The sequence below is a fragment of the Brevundimonas sp. SGAir0440 genome (genome assembly GCF_005484585.1).
Lineage (GTDB): Bacteria > Pseudomonadota > Alphaproteobacteria > Caulobacterales > Caulobacteraceae > Brevundimonas.
In genome coordinates this window covers 568,570-592,888 of record NZ_CP039435.1, presented here as the reverse complement: position 1 = coordinate 592,888, position 24,319 = coordinate 568,570, and the positions used below count along the sequence as shown (strand labels likewise).

Annotated in this window: 19 protein-coding genes and 1 tRNA gene; 7 read left to right on the top strand and 13 right to left on the bottom strand. The window is 66.7% G+C overall.

Annotated features, from left to right (window positions below):
* Positions 1–46: 46 nt before the first annotated feature.
* Positions 47–2,746 (top strand): phosphoenolpyruvate carboxylase, encoded by a 2,700-nt coding sequence (gene ppc / locus E7T10_RS02790; RefSeq protein ID WP_137720632.1) that lies wholly within the window; start codon positions 47–49, stop codon positions 2,744–2,746.
* Here ppc and E7T10_RS02785 read toward each other — a convergent pair whose 3' ends face one another.
* Both E7T10_RS02785 and E7T10_RS02780 read right to left on the bottom strand, forming a co-directional pair.
* The gene (locus E7T10_RS02785; RefSeq protein WP_137720631.1) at positions 2,747–3,712 is read right to left on the bottom strand and encodes a magnesium and cobalt transport protein CorA; all 966 of its coding nucleotides are present in this window, start codon (positions 3,710–3,712) and stop codon (positions 2,747–2,749) included.
* 138 nt (positions 3,713–3,850) lie between these two features.
* On the bottom strand, positions 3,851–6,049 hold the full coding sequence (locus tag E7T10_RS02780; RefSeq protein WP_137720630.1) for a M3 family metallopeptidase: 2,199 nt from the start codon (positions 6,047–6,049) through the stop codon (positions 3,851–3,853).
* 129 nt (positions 6,050–6,178) lie between these two features.
* On the opposite strand from E7T10_RS02780, the gene E7T10_RS02775 reads away from it, so the two are divergent.
* Complete coding sequence (locus E7T10_RS02775; RefSeq protein ID WP_137720629.1) at positions 6,179–7,036, top strand: glutamate racemase; 858 nt, start codon at positions 6,179–6,181, stop codon at positions 7,034–7,036.
* A gap of 4 nt (positions 7,037–7,040) precedes the next feature.
* Here the strand turns inward: E7T10_RS02775 and E7T10_RS02770 are convergent, their stop codons facing one another.
* The 5 genes from E7T10_RS02770 to argH all read right to left on the bottom strand — a co-directional run bounded on the left by E7T10_RS02770 (position 7,041) and on the right by argH (position 11,757).
* Positions 7,041–8,030, bottom strand: coding sequence for a cation diffusion facilitator family transporter (locus tag E7T10_RS02770; protein ID WP_137720628.1), 990 nt, complete (start codon positions 8,028–8,030; stop codon positions 7,041–7,043).
* Between the two features lie 78 nt (positions 8,031–8,108).
* Complete coding sequence (locus E7T10_RS02765; protein ID WP_137720627.1) at positions 8,109–8,765, bottom strand: hypothetical protein; 657 nt, start codon at positions 8,763–8,765, stop codon at positions 8,109–8,111.
* 49 nt (positions 8,766–8,814) lie between these two features.
* A complete protein-coding gene (gene lysA / locus E7T10_RS02760; RefSeq protein ID WP_137720626.1) occupies positions 8,815–10,089 on the bottom strand; it encodes a diaminopimelate decarboxylase in 1,275 nt (424 codons plus the stop codon).
* A 1-nt stretch (position 10,090) separates the two neighbouring features.
* Positions 10,091–10,321 carry a hypothetical protein gene (locus E7T10_RS02755; RefSeq protein ID WP_137720625.1) on the bottom strand — a complete coding sequence of 77 codons (231 nt, stop codon included), beginning with the start codon at positions 10,319–10,321 and terminating at the stop codon, positions 10,091–10,093.
* Complete coding sequence (argH, locus tag E7T10_RS02750; RefSeq protein ID WP_371275962.1) at positions 10,318–11,757, bottom strand: argininosuccinate lyase; 1,440 nt, start codon at positions 11,755–11,757, stop codon at positions 10,318–10,320. The genes E7T10_RS02755 and argH overlap by 4 nt, the downstream gene beginning before the upstream one ends.
* Between argH and E7T10_RS02745 the strand changes: the two genes are divergently transcribed.
* Positions 11,756–12,421 (top strand): TlpA disulfide reductase family protein, encoded by a 666-nt coding sequence (locus tag E7T10_RS02745; protein ID WP_137720624.1) that lies wholly within the window; start codon positions 11,756–11,758, stop codon positions 12,419–12,421. The two genes, argH and E7T10_RS02745, sit on opposite strands and share 2 nt — an antisense overlap.
* A 6-nt stretch (positions 12,422–12,427) precedes the next feature.
* Here the strand turns inward: E7T10_RS02745 and E7T10_RS02740 are convergent, their stop codons facing one another.
* Positions 12,428–12,739: a hypothetical protein gene (locus tag E7T10_RS02740; protein ID WP_137720623.1), complete on the bottom strand. Its 312-nt coding sequence runs from the start codon at positions 12,737–12,739 to the stop codon at positions 12,428–12,430.
* Positions 12,740–13,251: 512 nt separating this feature from the next.
* Positions 13,252–13,328: transfer RNA gene (locus E7T10_RS02735), tRNA-Met, on the bottom strand.
* 188 nt (positions 13,329–13,516) lie between these two features.
* Here E7T10_RS02735 and E7T10_RS02730 point away from each other — a divergent pair.
* From E7T10_RS02730 to E7T10_RS02715, 4 genes are all read left to right on the top strand, one after another.
* Positions 13,517–14,752 (top strand): PQQ-dependent sugar dehydrogenase, encoded by a 1,236-nt coding sequence (locus E7T10_RS02730; RefSeq protein WP_137720622.1) that lies wholly within the window; start codon positions 13,517–13,519, stop codon positions 14,750–14,752.
* A gap of 57 nt (positions 14,753–14,809) precedes the next feature.
* On the top strand, positions 14,810–15,031 hold the full coding sequence (locus E7T10_RS02725) for a hypothetical protein (RefSeq protein WP_137720621.1): 222 nt from the start codon (positions 14,810–14,812) through the stop codon (positions 15,029–15,031).
* 204 nt (positions 15,032–15,235) lie between these two features.
* Positions 15,236–16,441: an acetyl-CoA C-acetyltransferase gene (locus E7T10_RS02720; protein ID WP_039243871.1), complete on the top strand. Its 1,206-nt coding sequence runs from the start codon at positions 15,236–15,238 to the stop codon at positions 16,439–16,441.
* Between the two features lie 17 nt (positions 16,442–16,458).
* The gene (locus E7T10_RS02715; RefSeq protein WP_137722535.1) at positions 16,459–18,651 is read left to right on the top strand and encodes a 3-hydroxyacyl-CoA dehydrogenase NAD-binding domain-containing protein; all 2,193 of its coding nucleotides are present in this window, start codon (positions 16,459–16,461) and stop codon (positions 18,649–18,651) included.
* A 70-nt stretch (positions 18,652–18,721) separates the two neighbouring features.
* On the opposite strand, the gene E7T10_RS02710 is transcribed toward E7T10_RS02715, so the two are convergent.
* The 4 genes from E7T10_RS02710 to E7T10_RS02695 form a co-directional block, all read right to left on the bottom strand.
* On the bottom strand, positions 18,722–19,294 hold the full coding sequence (locus E7T10_RS02710; protein ID WP_168189872.1) for a hypothetical protein: 573 nt from the start codon (positions 19,292–19,294) through the stop codon (positions 18,722–18,724).
* A gap of 200 nt (positions 19,295–19,494) precedes the next feature.
* On the bottom strand, positions 19,495–20,577 hold the full coding sequence (recA, locus tag E7T10_RS02705; protein ID WP_045809962.1) for a recombinase RecA: 1,083 nt from the start codon (positions 20,575–20,577) through the stop codon (positions 19,495–19,497).
* Between the two features lie 169 nt (positions 20,578–20,746).
* Entirely contained in the window at positions 20,747–22,387 is a 1,641-nt protein-coding gene (locus E7T10_RS02700) for an MHYT domain-containing protein (protein ID WP_137720619.1), read from the bottom strand.
* A gap of 79 nt (positions 22,388–22,466) precedes the next feature.
* Positions 22,467–24,317, bottom strand: a complete 1,851-nt coding sequence (locus tag E7T10_RS02695) for a M20/M25/M40 family metallo-hydrolase (protein WP_137720618.1) — start codon at positions 24,315–24,317, stop codon at positions 22,467–22,469.
* Positions 24,318–24,319 lie beyond the last annotated feature (2 nt).

The following is a 24,319-nucleotide window of genomic DNA, read 5'->3' as shown; positions in this document are numbered from 1 at the left end:
GACCTTCCAGATGCCCATCTCCCCGTGCCGACCCAGGATATTTCAGATGATGAGCCCCGCCGCCGACGACGCCCTGCGTGACGAAGTTCGACTGCTGGGCGGCATTCTGGGCGACATCATCCGCGACGAGGGCGGCCAGGCCCTGTTCGACCATGTCGAGGCGGTGCGCCAGGCGTCAATCGCCTATCACCGCGACCCGGCCTCGCACCCCGCCAAGCGTCTTGAGAAGCTGCTGACCGCTATGTCGGTGGATCAGGCGGCCGGTCTGGCGCACGGCTTCGCCTTGTTCTCGCTGCTGGCCAATATCGCCGAGGATCGCTCCACCCGCCGTCGCGCCCAGAGCCAGGCCGTGGCCGGCGCCCGGCCCGACACGCCGGAAGGCGCGCTGAAGCGGCTGGCCGATCAGGGGGTGGATCGCGAGGCCGTGCGCGCCCTGCTGGATCAGTCACTGGTCTCCCCCGTCCTGACCGCCCACCCGTCCGAGGTCCGGCGCAAGAGCGTCATCGACCGCATCGCCGCCATCACCGACCTGCTGGACGCCTGCGACAAGGCCGGCGACGCCTGCACCCTGGAGGCCATCGCCGAACCGCTGCGCCGCCAGATCGTCATCCTGTGGGCCACGCGTCTGGTCCGCACCCAGGGCCTGGTGGTGCAGGACGAGATCGACACGGTCGTCTCCTTCCTGGACCGCATCTTCCTGCACGTCGCGCCCAAGCAGTTATCGGCCTGGCGGCGGTTGCTGGAGGCGCCCGAGCTGAAGCCCTTCATGCGCGTCGGCACCTGGGTCGGCGGCGACCGCGACGGCAATCCGAACGTGGACGCCACGGTCATGGCCGCCGCCTTCCGCACCCAGGCGCGGGCCGTGCTGACCTTCTATCTGGACGAGGTCCACGCCCTGGGCGCCGAGCTCAGCCTCGCGGCCGAACTGGCGCAAGTGTCGCCCGAGCTTCAGGCCCTGGCCGACGCCGCCCATGACCCCTCGCCCCATCGCGCGGACGAGCCCTATCGCCGCGCCCTGACCGGTGTCTATGCCCGCCTGGCCGCCACGCACGAGAAGCTGGGCGACGCCCCGCCGCCTCGTCGTCCCGCGGTCCAGGCCGAACCCTATCCCGGCCCTGACGCCTTCGAGGCCGATCTGAAGACGCTTCACGACAGCCTGGTCTCGCACCACGGCGGCGTCTTCGCCGACGACCGGCTCAGCGACCTGATCACGGCGGTCGAGGTGTTCGGCTTCCATATGGCGACCCTGGACATGCGCCAGAACGCCGACGTCCATGAGCGCGTCGTCGCCGACTTGCTGAAGGTCGCGGGCGTCCAGTCCGACTATCTGGCGCTGGACGAAGAAAGCCGCCTGAAGGTGCTGGCCGCCGAACTGGCCTCGTCGCGCCTGCTGTTCAGCCCCTATGCCGACTATGAGCCGGAAACGCTGAAGGAGCGCGCCATCCTTCAGGCGGCCGCGACCGCACTCGCCGCCTTCGGCCCCCAGGCCATCCGCACCCATATCGTGTCCAAGACGGACGCGGCATCCGACCTGCTGGAAGTCTATCTGCTGCTCAAGGAAGTCGGTCTCTACCGCCCCGAAGACCCGGCCGCCTGCCCCATCCAGGCCGCCCCCCTGTTCGAGACCATCGAGGACTTGCGCGCCGCGCGCCCTACGCTGGAGCGGCTGCTGCAGGAGCCGTCGGCCCTCGCCGTCGCCCACGCGCGCGGGGTCCAGGAGGTGATGATCGGCTATTCGGACTCCAACAAGGACGGCTCCTACCTGACCTCGGGCTGGGAGCTGCACGAGGCCTCGCGCGCTCTGGTCGAGGTGACGCAAGCGCACGGGCTGAAGCTGCAGCTGTTCCATGGGCGCGGCGGCACGGTCGGGCGCGGCGGCGGTTCGTCCTTCGCCGGCGTCCTGGCCCAGCCGGAAGGCACGGTCCAGGGCCGCATCCGCACCACCGAACAGGGCGAGGTGATCGCCAACAAATATGGTGAGCCGGAGATCGCGCTTCGCAATCTGGACGCCCTGACCTGCGGCGCCATGCTGGCCTCGCTGGGCAAGGGAACGGATCACGCCTTCACCGCAGAACACGGCGCGACCTTGTCGGACCTGTCGGCGCGTTCGATGGCCGCCTATCGCAGGCTGGTCTATGAGACCGACGGCTTCGTCGACTACTACCGCGCCGCCACTCCCATCGCCGAGATCGCCGATCTGAAGATCGGCTCGCGCCCATCATCGCGCACCGCCTCGACGCGGATCGAGGATCTACGGGCCATTCCCTGGGTGTTCAGCTGGTCGCAAAGCCGAGTCATGCTGCCCGGCTGGTTCGGCTTCGGCTCGGCCGTGCAGGGCAAGGACATGGGCGAGCTGAAAGCGATGGCCGAGGCCTGGCCCTTCTTCAAGACCCTGGTCCAGAATATGGAGATGGTCATGGCCAAGTCCGACATGACCATCGCCCGTCGCTATGCGACCCTGGTGCCCGATGCGTCTCTGGCGTCGCGCATCTATGGCGAAATCCGCGAGGAGTGGCAGCGCACCCATGACGCCATCCTGGCCATCACCGGCCATGACGCCCTGCTGGGCGGCCAGCCCGAGCTGGACCGGCTGATCCGGCTGCGCATGCCCTATGTCGAGCCGCTGAACCACGTCCAGATCGAACTGATCCGCCGCCGCCGCACAGGCGATGACGACCCCCGCGTCCGCGAGGGCATCCTTCTGGCCATCAACGGCGTGGCGGCAGGGCTGAGGAACAGCGGCTGACTACAACCACTTCGTCCGTTTGAACGTCACATACAGCGCCGCGCAGATGGCCGCGATCACGACCAGGACCGCATAGTATCCGTATTCCCAGCGCAGCTCGGGCATGTGTTCGAAGTTCATGCCGTAGATGCCGGCGATGGCCGTCGGCACCGCCAGGATGGCGGCCCAGGCGGCCAGCTTGCGCGTGATCAGCCCCTGACGCTGCTGCTCCAGCAGGTTAGCCACTTCGAACACCGACGACAGGATGTCGTTCAATCCCCCCAGCCGGCTGTTCACCCGCCGCACGTGGTCGCCCACGTCGCGGAAATAGGGCCGCACGTCCGGATCGATGCAGGGCAGGTCCAGCGATTGGAGACGCCCCAGAACCTCCTCCATCGGCCCCAGGATGCGCCGGAATTTCAGCAGCTCGCGCCGCAGGGTGAAGAGCCGGCGGATTTCCAGGCGCGACAGGAAGGCGTCCAGCGTCCGCTGCTCCATCTCCAGAACGCTGTCCTCGACATCATCGACGATGGGGGCATAGGCGTCGACGATGAAGTCCAGAATGCCGTGCAGGACGAAATCGGGACCCTTTTTCAGCTGCAGGGGCGAGGCTTCCAGCTGTGTGCGCAGATGGTTGTGGGCGCGAGCCGAGCCGTGGCGGATGCTGACCACATGGTCGTCGCCGACGAAGACGTGCGTCTCGCCATAGGCCAGCCGGTCGTCGATCTTCATCGCCGTGCGCGCCACGACGAACAGTTCGCGGCCATAGACCTCGACCTTGGGCATCTGGTGCGCCGCCAAGGCGTCCTCTACCGCCAGCGGGTGCAGCTTAAACCGTTCCACCAGGACGTCGATCTCGGCGTCCGTCGGATCGTAAAGGCCGATCCAGACGAACTCACCCGGCTCCAGCGCCAGCCCCTCGGGCGTCAACGGCGCCTCTCGCACGCGCTGACCGTCGCGATAGACGTAGGAGGCGACGACGGTCATGCGGGGTTCCGGGATCTGCGCGGGTCTCGACCTGCTCTAGGCCAGGTTTCAGCCAAACGAAACGGCCGGCGGATCGCTCCGCCGGCCGTCAGGTTCACGAATGCGCTCAAGTCGCGCGAAGCGCGCTAGCGCCCTTGATCAAGAGACCGGGAAGCCCCGGACCTTCAGCAGGGCCGCCACGTCCGGGTCGCGGCCGCGGAAGGCGCGATAGGCTTCGGCGCGGTCCGTGGTGTTGCCGGGCGCCAGCATGATCGACTTGAAGCGGCCGGCGATGTCCGGATTGAATACGTCGCCCGACTCTTCGAAATAGGCCCAGGTGTCGGCGTCCATCGTCTCTGACCACAGATAGCTGTAGTAGCCCGCCGAATAGGCGTCCGACGTGAACAGGTGATTGAACTGCGGCAGGCGGTGCCGCATCACGATCTCCTTGGGCATGCCGATCCGCGCCAGGCTGGCCTTTTCGAACGCGTCGATATCCGTCGGCGGCACGGCCTGGGTGTGCAGGTCCATGTCCACGATGGCCGAGGACAGATAGCTGACCGTCGCATAGCCCTGGTTAAAGGTGGCGGCGGCCTCGATCTTGTTGACCAGTTCGGCCGGCATGGCCGCGCCCGTCTGATAGTGCTTCAGATAGCCGTCCAGGATCGGGCGGCTCAGCACCCAGTGCTCGTGCACCTGCGACGGATATTCCACGAAGTCGCGCGGCGTATTGCCGTACGACGGATAGGTCACCACCGACGACAGATAGTGCAGGGCGTGGCCGAATTCGTGGAACAGGGTCTCGGCGTCGTCCAGCGAGATCAGCACGGGCTCGCCCGGCTCCGGCTTGGTGAAGTTGTTGTTGTTCGACGCCAGTATGACCTTGGAGCCGTCCAGCTGCGAGAACGACCGATAGGTGGTCATCCAGGCGCCCGAACGCTTGCCCGGACGGGCGTAGTCGTCGGTGTAGTAGAGACCGATCAGGCGGCCGTCGCGGCTCTTGTCATAGACCTCATAGGCCTCGACGTCCGGCTCGAAGGTCGGCACCGAACCCTTGGGCAGCTTCTTGAACTGGAAGCCGTACAGGCGCTCGGCCATGGCGAAGGAGCCGGCGCGGACCGCGTTCAGCTCGAAGTAGGGTTTCAGCTGGTTCTGATCCAGGTCGTACTTGGCCTTGCGCACCTTCTCGGCGAAGTAGAGGTAGTCCCATGGCTCGATGTCGAAACCGGCGATCGCCTTCATGTCGGCGACTTCCTCGGCGACGCGGGCCTTGGCCGGCGCCCAGACGCGGTCCATCAGGGCCTGAGCATTGGCCGGGGTCTTGGCCATCGTGTCCTGCATGCGCAGTTCGGCGTGGTTGCGATAGCCCAGCAGCTTGGCGCGTTGGTCGCGCAGCTTCACGATCTCGGCGATGGTCGAGTTGGTGTCGTTGGCGTCGCCGTTGTCGCCGCGATTGACGAACTTCTTCCAGACCTGCTCGCGCAGGGCCCGATCGTCGGCGAAGGTCAGGAAGGGATCGACCGCCGAACGCGTGTTCAGGATCGCCCAGCCTTGCAGGTTGCGGCTGCGCGCCGCGCTGGCGGCGGCCGCCTTGTTGGAGTCGGGCAGGCCCCGCACGCCGGCCTCGTTGGGGATCAGCGTCCAGGAATTCTCATCGGCGACGACCTTCTGGCCGAAGCGGGTGAAGGCGTTGGACAGAGCGGTGTTGATCCGGCCAAGTTCGGCCTTGCCGGCCGCGTCCAGATTGGCGCCCGAACGGATGAAGGCGTCGCGGCGACGCTCGGCCAGACGCTTCTGCTGGGCGCTGAGGCCCGCCGCGTCCGCGGTGTCGGCGACGGCCTTGACCCGCTGGAACAGCTTCTCGTTGAAGGTGATCTCGTCGGAAGCCGCGGACAGCAGCGGCGACAGCTCGGTGTCGACCGCGTCATAAGCTTCGCCGCCGATGTTGGAGGTCATGACGCCATAGACGTTGGACGCCCGGTCCAGCGGCTCGCCGGCCAGCTCCAGCGCCGCCATGGTGTTGGCGAAGGTCGGGGCCTCGGGGTTGTTGGCGATGGCGGCGATATCGGCGCGTTGCAGTTCGATGCCTTCCAGCATGGCTTCGCGCAGCTTGGCCGGCGTTACCTTGTCGAAGGGCGGAACGCCATCATACTTCCCGGTCCAGGCCTGCAGCAGCTCGGCGCGCGGCGTCTGGCGGGGCAGGACGGCGCGGGCGATGCGCGCTTCCTCGGCGACGCTGGCGGCGGACGGCGCCGCAGCGGACCCGCCCGAGGTCGCGCCCGTGGAAGCCCCCGTTGAGGCACAGGCCGACAGGGCCATCAGGCTGCCGCCCGCAATGAGAAGCTGGCGTCTATGCATGGAATGCTCCGAAACAAGATCATGGTTGCGATACACTTAGGCGCACGGATCGCCCCCGTCACCTGACGCGGGGATAAACTTGTCGCCAATCCGGTTGGATACGTCGTCGCACTGTTCTAAAGCCGGGCCATGGCTATTGGCGTTTTCGACTCCGGCGTGGGCGGCCTGACCGTCCACCGCGAACTGACCCGACGCTTCCCCCAGCGGGACTTCGTCTATCTGGCCGATCAGGCCCACGCCCCCTATGGCGGGCGCGGCGGCGAAGACATCGTCGAACTGACGAAAACCGGCTGCGAGCGTCTGTTCGACGCCGGCGCCTCCGTCGTCGTCCTGGCCTGCAACACCGCCAGCGCCATTGCGCTTCGCCGTCTGCAACAGACCTGGCTGCCGGGTCTGCGCGAGCGTCTGGGCCGCCCGGTCAACATCCTGGGCATCATCGTCCCGACCATCGAGGCGGCGACCGGCAAGCCTTGGAGCTTCGAGGCCGAGCGCCCGCTAGAAGGCGAAAAGGTCGCCTCCATCGACATCACCGGCGTCTTCTGCACCGCCGCCACCGCCATCAGCCGCGTCTATGAGATCGAGATCGACAAGCGGCGGGAGGACATCGCCGTCTTCTCCGAGCCCTGCCCCGGCCTGGCGGGTCTGATCGAACTGGGCGCGCCGCCTGAGGAGCTGAAGGTGGTGATCGATGACCACGTCGATGCGCTGCGTCGCCGCATCGGCCGCCATCCGGACAAGGCCATCCTGGGCTGCACCCACTATGAGATCGTCGCTGAACTGTTCGCCCAGGCTCTGCCGGCCGGCACCGTTCTGATCGAACAGCCGACGGCGGTGGCGGATGCGCTGGAGCGCTATTTCAAGGCGCACCCCGAATACGATCTGGGCGACAACGGGCGTCGCGACTTCCTGACCACCGGCCAGGCCGGGCCGCAGTCGGAACTGGTGTCTCAGTTCTGGGGCGCGCCGGTGACGTTCGAACAGGCCTGAGGGCTCAGCAGCCCGGACAATCCGGCAGCGGCTCGGTCTCCAGCTGCAAGGTCGTATGGCCGATGGCGTAGCGCTTCGCCACGGCCTGGGCCTCGCAGATCAGGGCCGCCGTGTCGGCGCGGTCGTGGACTAGGTGGGCGGTCAGGGCCGTCTCGGTCGTCGACAGTCCCCAGACGTGCAGATCATGCACGGCTCGCACGCCCGGCAGGCCGACCAGCGCCTGTTCCAGAGCCGGCACGTCCACGCCCGTCGGGGCGCCGTCCATGGCCAGATTGACCGAGTCCTTCAGCAGGCCCCATGTCGACCACAGGATCACGACCACGATCGCCAGGCTGACTATCGGATCGACCACCGACCAGCCGGTTATCATGATCAGCCCGCCCGCCAGAACCACGCCCAGCGACACGCCCGCGTCAGCCATCATGTGCAGATAGGCGCCGCGCGCATTCAGGTCGTGCTGCGACTTCATGAACAGCAGCGCGGTGCCCAGGTTGATGACGAAGCCGATGCCCGCCACCGCCATGATGACGCCCGATCCGACCGGGGCGGGCTCGTTGAACCGCCGCACGGCCTCGAACGCGATGGCCCCGCAGGCGAAGATCAGCAGCAACGCATTGCCGAGCGCCGCCAGCACCGTCGCCTTGCCGAAACCATAGGTGCGCCGACCGCCCGCCGCCCCATGTGCGCCGCGTCGCGCCAGCCAGGCCGCGCCGCCCGCCATGGCCAGACCCAGCACGTCCGACAGATTATGCCCAGCGTCGGCCAGCAGGGCGGTCGAATCCGCGATCAGGCCCGCGCCGAACTCGCACGCCACGAACAGCAGATTGACCACCAGGCCGACGGCATAGCGCCAGTCGCCGGTGTCCACCGGACCGTGGCTATGACCGCCGTGGCCGTGGCTGTGTCCGTGGTGACTGTGAGAATGCCCATGGCCGTGATCCGCATGATCGTGGTCATGCCGGTGGCTGGGGCTGTGGTCGTGCGGGGCGTTCATGGCTCGCCTATACGCCCTCTGGCGAAACAGCCAAGCCGATACATGATAACGCATTGAATGTTATCATGTAATATCGCGTCAGTGTTGGTGCATGGCGACAATGAGGCCGAGAGCGATCAGGGCCACGCCCAGCACCGCCCCCTCATATCGCGCCCATCGCTCCAGCCGCAGGATCGAGGCGCCGGCGCTGGCCAGGGCCGTAAAGACCGCCATGCCCGCGATGGTCCCCGCCGCGAACACCACCGTCAGCAGCGCCAGGGCGCCAAGACCCGCCGAGGCCGAAGACAGATAGATGGGCAGCAGCACTTCGCCCGGCGAGACCGCCATCATGGCGACCAGGCCCAGGAAGGCGGCCTTGTCGGACACGGCGGGCTCTGGCGTCTCGACCGCAGGCCCGCCGGCCATGGCCGGGCGTTTCAGGGTCGCGCGCGCCAGATAGAAGGCGCCGAACAGGAACAGCAGCACCGCCGCCAGATGCGGCAGCAACCCCTCGATCCACTGATCCAGCGCCAGGCCCGCCGCCACGATCAGAGCGCCGACCACCGCCGTCGTGGCGATATGGGCCAGACCCGCCGCCGTCACCGCCATCAGGATCCGCGACGCTCGCCAGCCCTGCGCCCGTCCCACCAGGGTGAAGGGCAGCCAATGCGTCGGCAGGGCCGCATGCAGAAAGGCCGCAACGAAGCCGCCGCCCAGCAGGGAAAGCATGACGGACTGTTCGGGACCGGGAGACATGATCGGCCCTATAGCGTGTTACTTTATAACGGTCGAGAAGAATCGGCGATCAAAGCCAATCGGCGAACGGCTCGCGATCCAACATCTCTTCATAGGTCGGGCGTGGCCGGATCACGGCCCACTGATCGCCATCCACCAAAACCTCGGGGATCAGGGGCCGGCTGTTGTACTCGCTGGACATCACCGCACCGTAAGCCCCGGCGCCGGTGAAGACGATCAGGTCCTCGGCCTCCAGCGGCGGCAGCGCGCGGTCCCGTGCGAAGGTGTCGCCCGTCTCGCACACCGGGCCGACCACGTCATAGGCCGTCGCCGCGCCCCTGCGCGGATTGACCGGCTGGATATCGTGGAAGGCGTCGTACAGGGCCGGCCGCATCAGGTCGTTCATCGCCGCGTCCAGCACCAGAAAGCGCCGTCCGTCCGAGCGTGCGTTGACCTGGATCACCTGGCTGAGCAGCACGCCGGCGTTGGCGGCCAGCAGCCGGCCCGGCTCGAACGCCGCCTCAACGTCCAGCCCGTTCAGAACCCGCGCGGCCATGGCGACATATTCGGCCGGCGACGGCGGCTCGGTCCCGCCGGAGTAGGGCACGCCCAGCCCGCCGCCCAGATCCAGCCGGGTCACGGCGTGACCCTGAACCCGCAGTTTGCGTGTCATATCCGCCAAGACCTCGAAGGCGGCCTTCAGCGGCTCAAGGTCGGTGATCTGGCTGCCGATGTGGCAGGCCAGTCCGACGGGCGTGACATGGGGCGAGGCCGAGGCGCGGGCATAGAGATCCATCGCCTCCTCGACCGGCACGCCGAACTTGTCGCCCTTGCCGCCCGTGGTGATCTTGGCGTGACCGCCGGCGCCCACGTTCGGATTGACCCGGATGGCGATGGCGGGCGACGCGTCCATCATGGCCGCGACGGTGATCAGCCGATCCAGCTCGGCGCCGGATTCGACGTTGATCTGACGCACGCCGACGCTGATGGCGAAGGCCATTTCCGCATCGGTCTTGCCCACGCCGGAGAAGATGATCCGATCGGACGGTACGCCGGCAGCAAGAGCCCGGCGGATTTCACCCTCCGACACCGTGTCCGCGCCGGACCCCAGTTTCGCCAGGGTCGCCAACACCGACAGGTTGGAGTTGGCCTTGACCGCAAAGGCGATCAGGGCCTCGCCCAGAGCGTCCCGATGCGCATCTGCGGCGGCGCGCAGCAGGCCGTAATGCCGCTTCAGCGTCGCGGTGGAATAGACATAGGCCGGCGTGCCGACCTCGTCCGCGATCAGCTCCAGCGGCACGCCCTCGGCATGGAGGGCGCCGTCCTTCAGGTCGAAATGGTGCAACTTACCGCGGGTCGTTCTGGGCGGCGCCGGCGCCGATCGGGTTGGACGGACCGCCGTCGATCGGCACGCTGCTGGACGGACGGTTCAGGGTCGCCGGCTCGGGCAGACCCGGCGCGCGGCTGCTGCGCGGCGCACGCTCGGTCTCGCGCACCGGCGATTCCAGATCGGCCATCCGGCCGCAGGCGGAGGTCAGAAGGGCAAGCGCGCCCGCGACGATGAGGGTCTTCTTCACAGGCGGTCTCTCCAGTCGGCGATGCGCGCACGGACCTGTTCCGGCGCGGTTCCCCCATAGCTTTGGCGGCTTTGGCACGAAGCCTCGGCGGTCAGCACCTTGTAAACCGCTTCGGTGATCCCCGGCTCCAGTTTCTGCATTTCTTCCAGCGGCAGTTGCGACAGATCCACGCCCAACTCCTCGGCTCGCTTGACCGCCGCGCCGGTCACGTGGTGCGCCTTTCGGAACGGCAGGTTGAGTTCGCGCACCAGCCAGTCGGCCAGGTCCGTCGCGGTCGAAAAGCCCGCGCCCGCCGCCTGGGCCATCCGTTCCGTGTTGGGTTGCAGCGCCGACACCATCGCCGTCATCGCGACCAGGGCCAAGTCCAGGGCGTCGAACGCCTCGAACACCGGCGGCTTGTCCTCCTGCATATCCTTGGAATAGGCCAGCGGCAGGCCCTTCATCACCGTGGACAGGGCGACCAGAGAACCCATGATCCGTCCGGTCTTGGCCCGCACCAGTTCGGCGGCGTCGGGATTGCGCTTCTGCGGCATGATCGACGAGCCGGTGGTCAGGTCGTCGGGCAGGCTGGCGAAACCGAACATCGGCGTCATCCACACCACGATCTCCTCGGCCAAGCGCGACAGATGCCCCGCGGTGATCGAGGCGGCCGCCAGGCTTTCCAGCGCGAAGTCGCGGTCCGACACGGCGTCCAGGCTGTTGGCCATCGGCCTGTCGAAACCCAGATCCGCCGCCGTCGCCTGACGATCGATGGGGAAGGGCGAACCGGCCAGGGCCGCCGCCCCCAGCGGGCTTTCGTTCATCCGAGCGCGGGCGTCGGCGAAACGTCCGGCATCACGGCCGAACATCTCGACATAGGCCATCAGATGGTGACCCAGGGTCACGGGCTGGGCGGTCTGCAAATGGGTGAAGCCGGGCATCAGGTCGCCGGCATGCTGTTCGGCGCGCGTCAACAGGGTGCCCTGCAGCGCCTTCAACTGCGCCACCGAGCGATCGCAGGCGTCGCGGACCCACAGGCGGAAATCGACCGCGACCTGATCGTTGCGGCTGCGCGCCGTGTGCAGCCGGCCGGACGGCTCGCCGATCAGTTCATTGAGACGCGCCTCCACATTCATGTGGATGTCCTCAAACTGATCCCGGAAGGGGAAGGTCCCGGCCTCGATCTCGGACTGGATGGCGTCCAGCCCGCCCAGGATCGCGTCCGCATCGGCCTGCTGGATAATGCCTTGCTTGGCCAGCATGCGGCAGTGCGCCCGCGATCCGGCCAGATCCTGACGCCACAGGCGCTGGTCAACGCCGATGGAGACGTTGATCGCCTGCATGATCTCGGCGGGGCGCGACGAAAAGCGTCCGCCCCACATGTCTTGACCCGCGGGCTTCACCGGCGCAGTCGAACCGCCGGATGGATTGGCGTCGGAAGAAGGTGTTTCGGTCATGAGCGGCTCAAGAAAGGCGATCTGGGCGGTCGTCGGCGCGGTCGTGGTCGTCAGCACCATCGCCGGCGCCGGCGGCATGGCGATGTCGCTATACGCCAATCATCGCCAGAAGGCGCAAGTCGAACAGACGACAACCGCCGCTGCGGCGCCAAAAAGCAACCTGGCGCGCTTCGCGATCGGATCCCTGGCCGCGCTATCAACCCCGGCTGAGGCGAAGTCGGCGCCCGAATACGCGTTTCGCGACCGCACCGGCACGGCCGTTCGCTTCTCGGCCTTCCAGGGCAAGGTCGTGATCGTAAATCTGTGGGCGATGTGGTGCGCGCCGTGCAAGGCGGAGATGCCCACGCTCCAGGCGCTGGCGAAGGCCTATGAGACGAAGGAGGATCTGGTTGTCCTGCCGATCAACGTCGACGCCACGCCCGAAGCCGCAGCCGAGGCGAAACGCTTCTTGGCCGACCACGCGCCCCTGCCCTTCTACAGCGACGCCAAGTTCCAGCTGCCGTTCGAGTTTCCCGGCAAGGGGGCCATGCCGCAGACCATCGTCCTGGATCGTCAGGGCCGCATCCGCGCCGTGATGAAAGGTGAGGCGGACTGGTCCAGCCCGGAAGCCCGGGCCCTGATCGATGCGATCCTGGCGGAGGGCGCAGCGCCGCCCCCCGCCTGATCGACCTTAGTTGTTATTGGCCGGCACGCGCTGATCGGTCGCAGGATCGATTGCGCCGGGCTTGCCCTCGGCCGCCGCTTCCGCCTGTTCGTTTTCCAGCTTGTCGGCGACCTTACCGGCGCCGCTCTCGACCGCTTGCGCCGCCTTCATCGCGCCGCCCTCGATCACTTCCCCGGCCTGAGACGCGACATCGGCCGTCTTGTCGGCGGCAGCTTCCGCATGCGCCTCGGTCTTTTCTTGCTCGGCCTGGGTGCAGGCGGCTGCGCCCAGCGTCATTGCGGCGACGGCCGCCATCAGGGCTTTGGTTGGGATCGTCACGACGAAACTCCGGTCAAGGTTGAAAGCTCGACCGAAAAACGCAGCACAACGGCGCAGGTTGCAGCCAGCCAAAGCAACGGCAGTCGTTACGCGCAACTCACGATCGATCGCTGCGCGCGTTGTATTTGCTAGTTGGGACGAGACATGAGACCGTAGATCATCAAGGAGACACGCATGTTCGCAACATCATTGGCCTTTGCATCCACGCTAGCATTGCAAGCATTAGCTCAAACCCCTCCAGCGACGACGGCGCCGTCACCTCAGGTTGCCGCTGAGGACCAAGCAGCGCCCCCTCCCCGGGCGCGCCGCGTCTGCGAGCGGCGAGCCCTGACAGGTCGTAGGCTTGAGCAGACCATCTGCTATACGCCTGAGCAATATGCTGCTCTGGTCGAGGCCAAGCGCAAGGAACTTCGCGAAATTCAGAGCCGAGACGCCGTGCAATACGACCGCTCGATCGTCGGCATTCCGCCTGGACCGCTTTGAACTGACGACTTTGCTCAGCATAGTGGAAATGGTGACTGGAGGCGGGATCGAACCGCCGACCTGTGGGTTATGAATCCACCGCTCTAACCATCTGAGCTACCCAGTCCCGGGCCCTGCGCGCGGCCGGGGCCAGCGCGAAAGAGGCGTGCCTATATCGCCGTCGGGCGCGCGGTTCAAGTCGTCTCGGACCAGAACCTGCGGCGATAGAGCGCAAGACGGTCTGAGCCAGGAACGGTAACGCTGGCCTCGCCGTTTCGTAACGACTGCCTACAGCCCAGCCGGAGCTCTCCCTTCATGCGCCTGATCGTCGCCGCCGCCTCGACATCCCTGCTCGTTCTCGCCGCCGCCTGTGGCGCAAATAGCGAGAGCGCCGTTGCCGCACCTCAGGCCGGGGCCCCGCTGGAAACGCGTCCGGCGAACAATCCTGATCAACAACCAGCCTTCGCCGGCCAGACCCGCGCGCCGGGCGTCAAGACCGAACAGGCCATGACCCACACGGTGGTGGCCTCGGGCCTTGTCCACCCCTGGGGTTTGGCGGCCCTGCCCGACGGTCGCTGGCTGGTGACTGAAAAGCCGGGTCGTCTGCGCATCATCACCGCCCAAGGCCAGGTCGGCGAACCGGTCACGGGCTTGCCTGCCGTTGATGCGCGCGGTCAGGGCGGTCTGCTGGACGTCATCGTCGGGCCGAGCTTTGCGCAGGATCACATGATCTATTGGAGCTACGCCGAACCCCGCGAGGGCGGCAACGCCACCTCGGTCGCGCGCGGGCGTCTGTCGGACGACGGTTCGCGTGTCGAAAACGTCCAGGTCATCTTCCGCGCCCTGCCCGTCTATGACGGCGATAAGCATTTCGGATCGTCCCTGGCCTTCGCGCCGGACGGCAAGCTGTTCATCACCCTGGGCGAACGCTCCGACAAGCCGATGCGGCCCCAGGCGCAGGATCTGGGCTCGCACATGGGCAAGACCATCCGCATCAACGCCGACGGCACGGTCCCGCAGGACAATCCCTTCGTCGGCCGCGCCGGAGCCCTGCCGGAAATCTGGAGCCTGGGGCACCGCAACGTTCAGGGCGTCGCCGTTCAGCCGGGAACAGGCGCCATCTGGACCATCGAACATGGCACGCGCGGCGGCGACGAGGTCAATCTGGACAAGCCCGGCGCCAACTACGGCTGGCCGGATGCGGCCTACGGCGTCGAATATGCGGGCGGGGCGATCAACAGCGGCGCGACGCAAAAGGACGGCACCGAACAGCCCGTCTATTACTGGGATCCGGTGATCGCGCCCGGCGGCGCGACCTTCTATCAAGGCGCCATGTTCCCCGGCTGGGACGGCAACCTGCTGGTCGCGGGCCTGAAGGAAAAACATATCGCGCGTCTGGTCATCCAGAACGACCGGGTAGTGGGCGAAGAGCGCCTGCTGACGGACCTGGGCGAACGCATACGCGATGTGGCGGTCGGCGCCGACGGATCGGTCTGGGCCATCACCGACGAGCAGAACGGTAAGCTGGTCAGGCTGTCGGCGACGCAGTAGTCTTTGAGGGCCGGGGGCTATGCGGAGCGGTTGACGCTCCAAAGGGAGCAGCGAACCATGCGTATCCTCATCCTTTCCGCCGCCGTTGTCCTGCCGCTGCTTTCAGGCTGCGGCACGATGGGGGCGACCAATAGCTATCAGCAGGAGCTGAACGCCCTGGAAGCGGCTTGCACGCGGGACCAAGGCATTCTGACGCCCACGGGCGTTCAGACCGGGCGCCCGCAGACCGAATACGCCTGCAAGATCACCGGCGGCGCCACCCGTATTCCGCCCCGCTGATAGCCGGCGCTCGGCCGGCGTTCCCACGCCGTCATACCGTCAATCCGGCGAAGCATCCGCCTCAAGCGGTCGCGATCACGCGGCTTATTACTTGACGTTGACGTAAACGTAGGGTTCTTGGCGTCCACGCTTGGAACCGCCCTGTCCGTCGTGCCGCGACCTGCCGCACGTTGAGGATGGGCCCAAAGATGGAGACGCACTTCCATGGCTGACGCCTATATCTACGACGCCGTCCGCACGCCGCGCGGCAAGGGCAAGAAGGACGGCTCGCTGCACGAGATCACCGGCCTCAGCCTGGCGACCCAGGTGCTGGAAGCCCTGCGCGACCGCAACGACCTGGACACCTCCAAGGTCGACGACGTCATCCTGGGCTGCGTCACGCCCGTGGGCGAACTCGGCGCCGACATCGCGCGCACGGCCGTGCTTTCGGCCGGCTGGTCGCAATATACGGCGGGCGTCCAGATCAACCGCTTCTGCGCCTCGGGCCTGGAAGCCGTGAACATGGCGACGGCCAAGGTGAAGTCCGGCGAGGCCGACTTCGCCGTCGGCGGCGGCGTCGAGGTCATGAGCCGCGTGCCGATGGGTTCGGACATGGGCGCCTGGCCGACCGATCCTTCGTCGGCCTTCCCGACCTATTTCGTGCCGCAGGGCGTCTCGGCGGACATGATCGCCACCAAATACGGCTTCAGCCGCGACGACGTGGACGCCTATTCGGTCGAGAGCCACAAGCGCGCAGCCAAGGCCTGGGCCGAGGGCCGGTTCAAGAACTCGGTGATCGGCGTCAAGGACCAGTTGGGCCTGACCATTCTGGATCATGACGAGACGATCCGTCCGAACACGGACATGCAGGCGCTCGGCGGCCTGAACCCCTCCTTCGCCATGATGGGCGAAATGGCCTTCGACGGCGTGATCAACCAGCGCTACCCCGAAGTCGAGCGCGTCAATCACGTCCACACGCCAGGCAACTCGTCCGGCATCGTCGACGGTTCGGCCGGCGTGCTGATCGGTTCGCTGGAAGCCGGCCAGGCCCTGGGCCTGAAGCCGCGCGCCAAGATCCTGGGCGGCGCCTCGATCGGCTCGGAGCCGTCGATCATGCTGACCGGCCCGGAATATGTGACCCGCAAACTGCTGAACAAGCTGGGCATGACGCCCGACGACATCGACCTGTGGGAGCTGAACGAGGCCTTCGCCGCCGTCGTCCTGCGCTACATGCAGGCGCTCGACATCGACCACGCCAAGATGAATGTGAACGGCGGCGGCATCTCGATGGGCCACCCGCTCGGCGCCACCGGCGCCATGATCACCGGCATCGCGCTGGACGAGCTGGAGCGCTCGAACAAGTCGACCGCCCTAGTCACCCTGTGCATCGGCGGCGGCATGGGCACCGCCACCGTCATCGAACGCGTCTGATCCAGGAGCAAATGGATATGGAAAACTTCAAGATCGACGTCGACGCCGACGGCATCGCCCTGATCACCTTTGACGTTCCGGGCCGTTCGATGAACACCCTGACCTCCTCGGTGATGAAGGAAATCCCCGAGCTGGTCGAACGCATCAAGACCGACGACGCCATCAAGGGCGCCGTCATCACCTCGGGCAAGGCCTCGGGCTTCTGCGCCGGGGCGGATCTGGGCGACATGGCCGGCGGCGTGCTGTCGGGCGGCGGCGACCTGCAAAAGGCGTTTGACGCCGGCTGGAAGCTGAACGGCGCCTTCCGTGCGCTGGAAACCTCGGGCAAGCCGATCGCGGCCGCGATCAACGGCCTGGCCTTGGGCGGCGGACTGGAGTTCACCCTGGCGGCCCACTACCGCGTGGTCGAGAACGACAACAAGATCCAGCTGGGCCTGCCCGAGATCAAGGTCGGTCTGTTCCCCGGGGGCGGCGGCACCCAGCGCCTGACCCGTCTGGTCGGCGTCCAGAACGCCATGATGGCGATGAGCGAGGGCAAGTCCTTCCGCCCGAACGACGCCAAGGGCGCCGGCATCGTCCACGAGGTGGTCGAAAAGGGCCAGTCGGTCGAGGCCGCCAAGGCCTGGATCAAGAATGGCGGCAAAGCCGTCCAGCCCTGGGACGAGAAGGCGTTCAAACTACCCGGCGGCGGCCCCTATCACCCGGCCGGCATTCAGAACTTCATGGTCGGCAACGCCATGCTGCGCAAGCAGTCCTACGGCAACTATCCGGCCGTGGTGAACCTGATGAAGGCCGTTTACGAGGGCGCCCAGGTGCCGATGGACGCGGCCCTGCGCATCGAGACCCGCTACTTCATCAAGACCCTGATGACGCCGCAGGCCCAGGCCATGATCCATTCGCTGTTCCTGTCCAAACAGGAACTGGACAAGGGCGCCGTTCGCCCGGCCGGCGTGCCGAAGTCCGATCCGAAGAAGGTCACGGTCATCGGCGCCGGCATGATGGGCGCGGGCATCGCCTATGTGCAGGCGCTGGCCGGCATCGAGACCATCCTGATCGACCAGACCCAGGAAGCCGCCGACAAGGGCAAGGCCCACGTCGAGGAACTGCTGAAGAAGCGCCTGTCGCGCGGTCAGCTGACGCAGGAGAAGTATGACGCCCTGCTGGGTTCAGTCACGGCGACGACGGATTATGAGCTGATCAAAGGTTCCGATCTGGTCGTCGAGGCCGTGTTCGAGAACCGCGAGATCAAGGCCGACGTGACCAAGCGCGCCGAGGCGCAACTGGCCGAGGGCGCCGTCTTCGGCTCCAACACCTCGACCCTGCCGATCACCGGCCTGGCCGAGGCCTCTGTGCGGCCCGAGGACTTCATCGGCATCCACTTCTTCTCGCCCGTCGACAAGATGATGCTGGTCGAGATCATCCTGGGCGAAAAGACGGGTCAGGCCGCCATCGCCAAGGCGCTGGACTATGTGCTGAAGATCAAGAAGACGCCGATCGTCGTCAACGACAGCCGCGGCTTCTACACCTCGCGCTGCTTCTCCACCTTCCTGATGGAGGGCATGGCGATGCTGGAAGAGGGCTATGGCCCCGCCTTGATCGACAATGTCGGTCGCATGACCGGCATGCCGCGCGGCCCGCTGGAGATGCACGACGACGTCGCCCTGGACCTGTCCTACAAGATCGCCAAACAGACGGCGCTGGATCTGGGCGACAAATACGTCCCATCGGAAGGCGCCGACATCGTCGCCAAGATGGTCGAGGGCGGTCGCTTCGGTCGCAAGAACGGCAAGGGCTTCTACGACTACGATCAGAAGCCCAAGACGATCTGGAAGGGTCTGGGCGAACTGGCCCCGACAACCAAAGGCATCGACCAGCCGGAAGAGCCGACCGCCTTCGCCCAGATCGACGAGCTGAAGACGCGCCTGCTGTATCGTCAGGCCGTCGAAGTGGCCCGCTGCTGGGAAGAGGGCGTCATCGACGATCCGCGCGAAGCCGATCTGGGCGCCATCCTGGGCTGGGGCTTCGCGCCCTGGACCGGCGGTCCGATCAGCATGATCGACGGCATCGGTCTGGCCAAGTTCGTCGAGACCGCCGACCGTCTAGCCGCGACCTATGGCGACCGCTTCAAGGTCCCGCAGTTGCTGCGAGACATGGCCGCGAAGAACGAAACCTTCTACGGTAAGTTCGCCCCGGAGAAGGCCGCCGCCTGATCGGCTGCGGACATCGACAGACGACAGAACGGGCGGCCTTCGGGTCGCCCGTTTTCGTTTAGAAGGGTTGCTAGCCGCTGTACGCTAGGATCACGCGTTTCTCAACCGGAGCCACGATGACGACGCTCCCACCTCGCCCACGGGCGTAAAACGCATTGTCAGAGCTTATGATGGCATTGACCCGCGACACGGTTTTCGGATCGAGTTTGCAGCGGAAATAATTGCGATCCAGGAAGGCCCCGATGCCGGGCTCTCGGCCGCAGTTATGCTCCCCATGTCCAGACCACAATGGAACGATCGGAGTGCGCTTCCAGTCCCAGTAGGTTCGACGCTCATTCGCCTTCCGCTGAGATGCATTCACCAGCACCGGGCTTTCAGAAGCGTCAGACAGATAAGCCAATCCTCCTTCTTCGATCTTTGAAAGCGAAGCCTTCTCCAGCCGATATATGATCAGTCCGACCTCGTCGGCGCCGGGTCCGAAGCCCCAAGCCGCTTGCTTACGATATTCGATCCACCTTGCCTCGACGCCATGAGGCAAGAGGCTTTGATACCAAACGTATTGGTAGGTCTGCCAACCCGCGAGAGGCGCGCAGACCAAGAGGGCGAGCAAAGCCAGACACCCAAAGCGGTTTCGCATGGCCATCGTTATCGCGCGGCCCTGGGCCAATCGCAATCGCAGGCCCGGACAAGAAAAAGACCCGCCCGACACGAGGTCGAGCGGGTCGCTCCGCCGCCCTTCGCGGGGTCGGTGGCGGGTCGCTAGGGGCGACGGAGTAGCGGTGAAAAAGACCAGACCGAGACCGGGATGAACTCTGACAGTCCGCCCAGCCTCGGAGGCCGGCGTCAGCCTTCCAGGTCCTGGCCTTCGTCCGGCTCGGGCGTGCCCAGCAGTTCGTCGGCGATCTTGTTGGTCGAGGCGCGCACGTTCTTTTCGATCGAGGCGGCGATGTCGGGGTTCTGTTTCAGGAACTCGCGCACATTCTCGCGGCCCTGACCGATCCGGGTGGAGTCATAGCTGAACCAGCTGCCCGACTTCTCGATGATGCCGGCCTTGACGCCCAGGTCGATGACCTCGCCCAGCTTGGAGATGCCCTCGCCGTACATGATGTCGAAGATGACCTCGCGAAACGGCGGGGCGACCTTGTTCTTGACCACCTTGACCCGGGTGGTGTTGCCGACCACCTCGTCGCGGTTCTTGATCGCGCCAGTGCGGCGGATGTCCAGACGCACCGAGGCGTAGAACTTCAGCGCATTGCCGCCCGTCGTCGTCTCAGGCGAGCCGTACATGACGCCGATCTTGTGACGGATCTGGTTGATGAACAGGACGATGCATTTCGACTTGGAGATCGAGGCGGTCAGCTTGCGCAGCGCCTGGCTCATCAAGCGCGCCTGAAGGCCCGGCAGGCTGTCGCCCATCTCGCCCTCGATCTCGGCGCGCGGCGTCAGGGCCGCGACCGAGTCGACGACCACGATGTCCACGGCGCCCGATCGGACCAGCGTATCCACGATTTCCAGCGCCTGCTCGCCGGTATCGGGCTGCGACACCAGCAGGTCGTCCAGATTGACGCCCAGCTTCTGGGCGTAAACCGGGTCCAACGCATGTTCGGCGTCGACGAAAGCGGCGACCCCGCCCTTCTTCTGCACTTCGGCGACGGTGTGCAGGGCCAAAGTCGTCTTGCCCGAGGATTCCGGGCCGAACACCTCGATCACCCGCCCGACCGGCAGACCGCCGATGCCAAGCGCCATGTCCAGGCCCAGCGAACCGGTCGAGACGCTCTCGATCTCGTTCACCTGCCCGGCCTTGCCGAGCTTCATCACCGAGCCCTTGCCGAAGGCGCGATCGATCTGTGCGATCGCCGCCTCCAGGGCGCGTTGCTTGTCGCCGTCGTCCTTGCCCACCAACTTGAGTGCCGCCTGTGAAGCCATTGCCTTCGTCTCCCTTGCCATGATTCCTGTCATTAAGCTTGGGAGAGACCCGCCTGGACCCGCCCCCGTTTCGTGAGGCCGACTATGTGCATGGTTTGTTCCGGTTCACAAGATGTTCTCATCGATCAAAACGAGAACATTCAAAACCTACGACCGTTTTTGACGTAGGCTACAGCGGAAGACGCAGGCTGAAACTGGCGCCTTCGGGGTCGTAGGTCATGACCGCCGAGCCGTGCAGCGAGCGGTTGATGGTCGAATCGATCAGCACCGAACCAAAGCCCTTGCGTTGAGGCGGCGACACCGCCGGACCGCCGCTTTCGACCCAATCCAGCAGCAGATGGCCTTCCGCCACGGACCAGTCGACCCGCACGCAGCCCGAGGCGTTCGACAGGGCGCCGTATTTGGCGGCGTTCACCGCCAGTTCGTGAAAGACCATGCCCATGCCCAGGGTCTGCTGCGCGTTCAGATCGACGGCCGGTCCGGTCAGGCGAACCTGTTCCTCGGCATAGGGGGCCAGTTCCTGAGCCAGCATGGCGCGCAGATCGACACGCTCCCAATTCGCGGCCGTCAGCAGATTCTGCGTGTTGGACAGGGCCACCAGCCGCGCCTCGAACAGGGCGGTGAAGGTGGCGACATCCGGCGTGCGCCGCGCCGTCTGGTGTGCGATGGACTGCACCGTGGCCAGCGTGTTCTTCACCCGGTGATTCAGTTCGTTGATCAGCAGTCGCTGCAAGCGTTCGCTGTCGGCCAGGGCGGCGAAGGCTTCGCGGCGATCGGTGATGTCGGTGATGACCCCCGACATCTTGATCGGCCGGCCCGAACGACTGCGGATCAGGCGCCCCCGCAGATGGATCCAGCGGCCAGAGGCCGGCAGACGCCATTCCTGATCATATTCGCCCTCGCCCGCCAAGGCGCGCTCCAGCGCCTGACGATGCAGCGGCAGATCCTCGGGCGACAGACGGTCGCCGATCTCGGTGGCTCCCAGACGGCTGTCCGCGTCGATGGACAGGATTTCGCGCGCGCGATGCGACATCATCGTCGTCTTCATCGGCAGGGTCGCTTCCCAGAAGCCGACGCCGCCGGCGTCCACGGCCGCCAGGACATTGGCGCGCTGATCCACGATCGAGGCGCCCAGCGCGAGAAACAGCAGTGTCACCGCCCCGGTCGTCACCGCGACCGCCAGGACCACCGGCGACGCCCCGCCCTCCACCGGCCCGGCATCGGCGATCGGGGTCAGGATCAGGGCCGCCATGCCGACATGGTGCATGGAGACGATGGCCAGACCCAGGATCACGGCGGCGACCGCGCGCCAGGCCAGGCTCCGCTCCTGGCGGGCCGCAATCAGGGCGGCATAGGCGGCGGCGACCGCAACCAGCACCGACAGGGCGACCAGCACGGGCTGATAGCTCAGGACGGCGTTCATCCGCATCGCCGCCATCCCGACATAGTGCATGGCGACGATGGACCCGCCCATCAGCAAGGCCGCCGGCGCGAGTCGCAGGGGGCTGGCCTGCGCTGTCCCCGCCGTCAGGAAGGCCGCCGCCGTACCGGCCGTCGCCAGCAGGAACGACACCAGCGTCAGGCCGGGGTCATAGAAGACCGGACCGTTCAACTCGAACCCCAGCATGGCGATGAAATGCATCGACCAGATGCTGACGCCCAGCGCCAGGGCCGCGACTCCCAACCAGCGCAGCCGCGTCGCGCCGATCTGGTCGCGGGTTCGATTGAACAGATCCAGAGCCGTCCACGCGCCCAGGATCGCTATCGCCAACGACAGGACGGTGAACGGATTGACGTGAAGATGGTGCAAGCGCGCCGAGGCTCCCAGAAGCAGCAGCGGTAGCCTTAGCCGGGTTTCACGGCGCCGACGACTGCGAAACGCAGTCGCCTCACGCGATGAGTCTCGCCGCCACGGCGATCCCGCAGGCGAGCAACAGACCGGCGGCGGCGAAGATCGGCAAGGCGCGGCCCGAGCGCGGCGCCAGCGGGCGGATCAGCATCGCGATCATCAGGGCGATCGGCCCCACTGCGCCAGGCAAGTCCATGCCGACCCCCAGGAAGACCCCGTGCCCCTGAACCAGCAACCACCCGCCGACGAGTGCTGTGGCGACGACGGCGGGCGCCAAGGACGCCCATGAACCGAAACGGGCGCCGATCACCGCCGTCGACGCGGCGGCCAGGGCGGCGATCAGACCGGGCCACACCAGCAGGAAGGCGGCTTCCGGCGCCGCCGCCTGCACCCCGCCGCCCAGGATCAGAACCAGGACGATCAACCCCAGCCAGCCGCCCCAGACGGCGTCTGCGTCCTGCGGTTTCGGCCGCGCCAGGCTGAGCGCCAGGGCGATCACCGTCGCGCCCAGGACCGGCAGGCTGAAACCGCCCAGCGCCGCTGCAATCGCGAAGGCCGCCAGGACAACTCCGGCTGCGCCCCATCGGCCCAGCAGGCGTCGCCCTGCGGTCAGCATCAGAACCAGGCCGAGCATGGCCAGGGCCACGGCGATTTCCAGAACCGGCAGGCGACGCAGCAAGGTGTAATAGAGGTCGGCCGAATCCACGCGACGGCCGATCGGTCCGGCCAGGACGCGCACCGCCTGTCCCACCACCACCGCGCTGGCCAACAGCCACAGGCCATCCGCCGCGCCCCGCACGACCGACATGGCTCTCAAGGCCGTGGCATGCCGCGCGCCCCAGGCGGCGAAGGCCGTCGCCAGGACTCCCACGATCAACAGCAGCCAGCCGATCGCCGGCGAATGCTGCACGACGAACAGGCCGAAGACGTCGGCATAGACGGTGTTCTGCGTCGCCTGCGGCAGGGTCGGCGCCCGCAAAAGGTCATCGGCCATTTCCAACGCCTGGGAGCCGATATGCTGCACGCTGCCCTGATCCAGCGCCTGCGGCGTCGAGGACGGTGAATGATACTGCGCCGGGCGGCCGATGAAGGCCAGATTGATCCCCGCCAGCCTCCGATCCGCCGCCACGGTGAAGTCCGTGCCATTGGGCATCAGCCGATAGACGAAGATGGCCAGGGCGTTGCTGGACGGCCCGCCCGTCGCCCGCTGCGTCGCCTGGGCATAGCGGGCGATGGTCTGGGCGTTGCCGGGCCCGGTCTCGAACATCATCGCGCGCCCGCCGCCGCCCCGCGCCTCCAGATTGATCACCGCGCCGATGTCGTCACGCAGCGGATGTTCGCTGAAGAAGGCCCGCGCCCCGTCCAGATTCAGCTCCTCGGCGTCGGTGAACAAGACCACCAGCGTCCGCTCGGCCCCGCCCCGTGCCTTGATCGCGCGCACGGCTTCCAGAATGGCGGCCACGCCGGTCGCATCGTCGGCGGCGCCCGGCGAAGTCGGCGAGGTGTCGTAATGCGCCATCAGGGCGACGGCCGGCAGGGCCGGATTTCGTCCCGGCAGGACGCCGATGATATTGACGGCCTGGACGCCGTCCGCATTTCCACCCTCCCGCTCGAGCCGCGCGACGGCGGCGGGCGACAGGGCGCCGGTCTGCAGGCTGGGCTGAAGCCCCAGCGCCGTCAGCCTCTGGGCAAGATAGGTCTGAACCTGCCGATGCTCGGCCGAGCCGACCGGATGCGGCGCTCTCGCGATCCGGTTCACGTCGATCATGGCGCGCGCGGCCGAGAACTGAACCGCAGGCGCCGAGGCGGGCAGGGGTTTGGGCGTCTGCGCGGTCAGCACCGCCAAGCCCACGGCCGCCGCAAGGGAGGCCAGAAACAACACCCAACGCATAT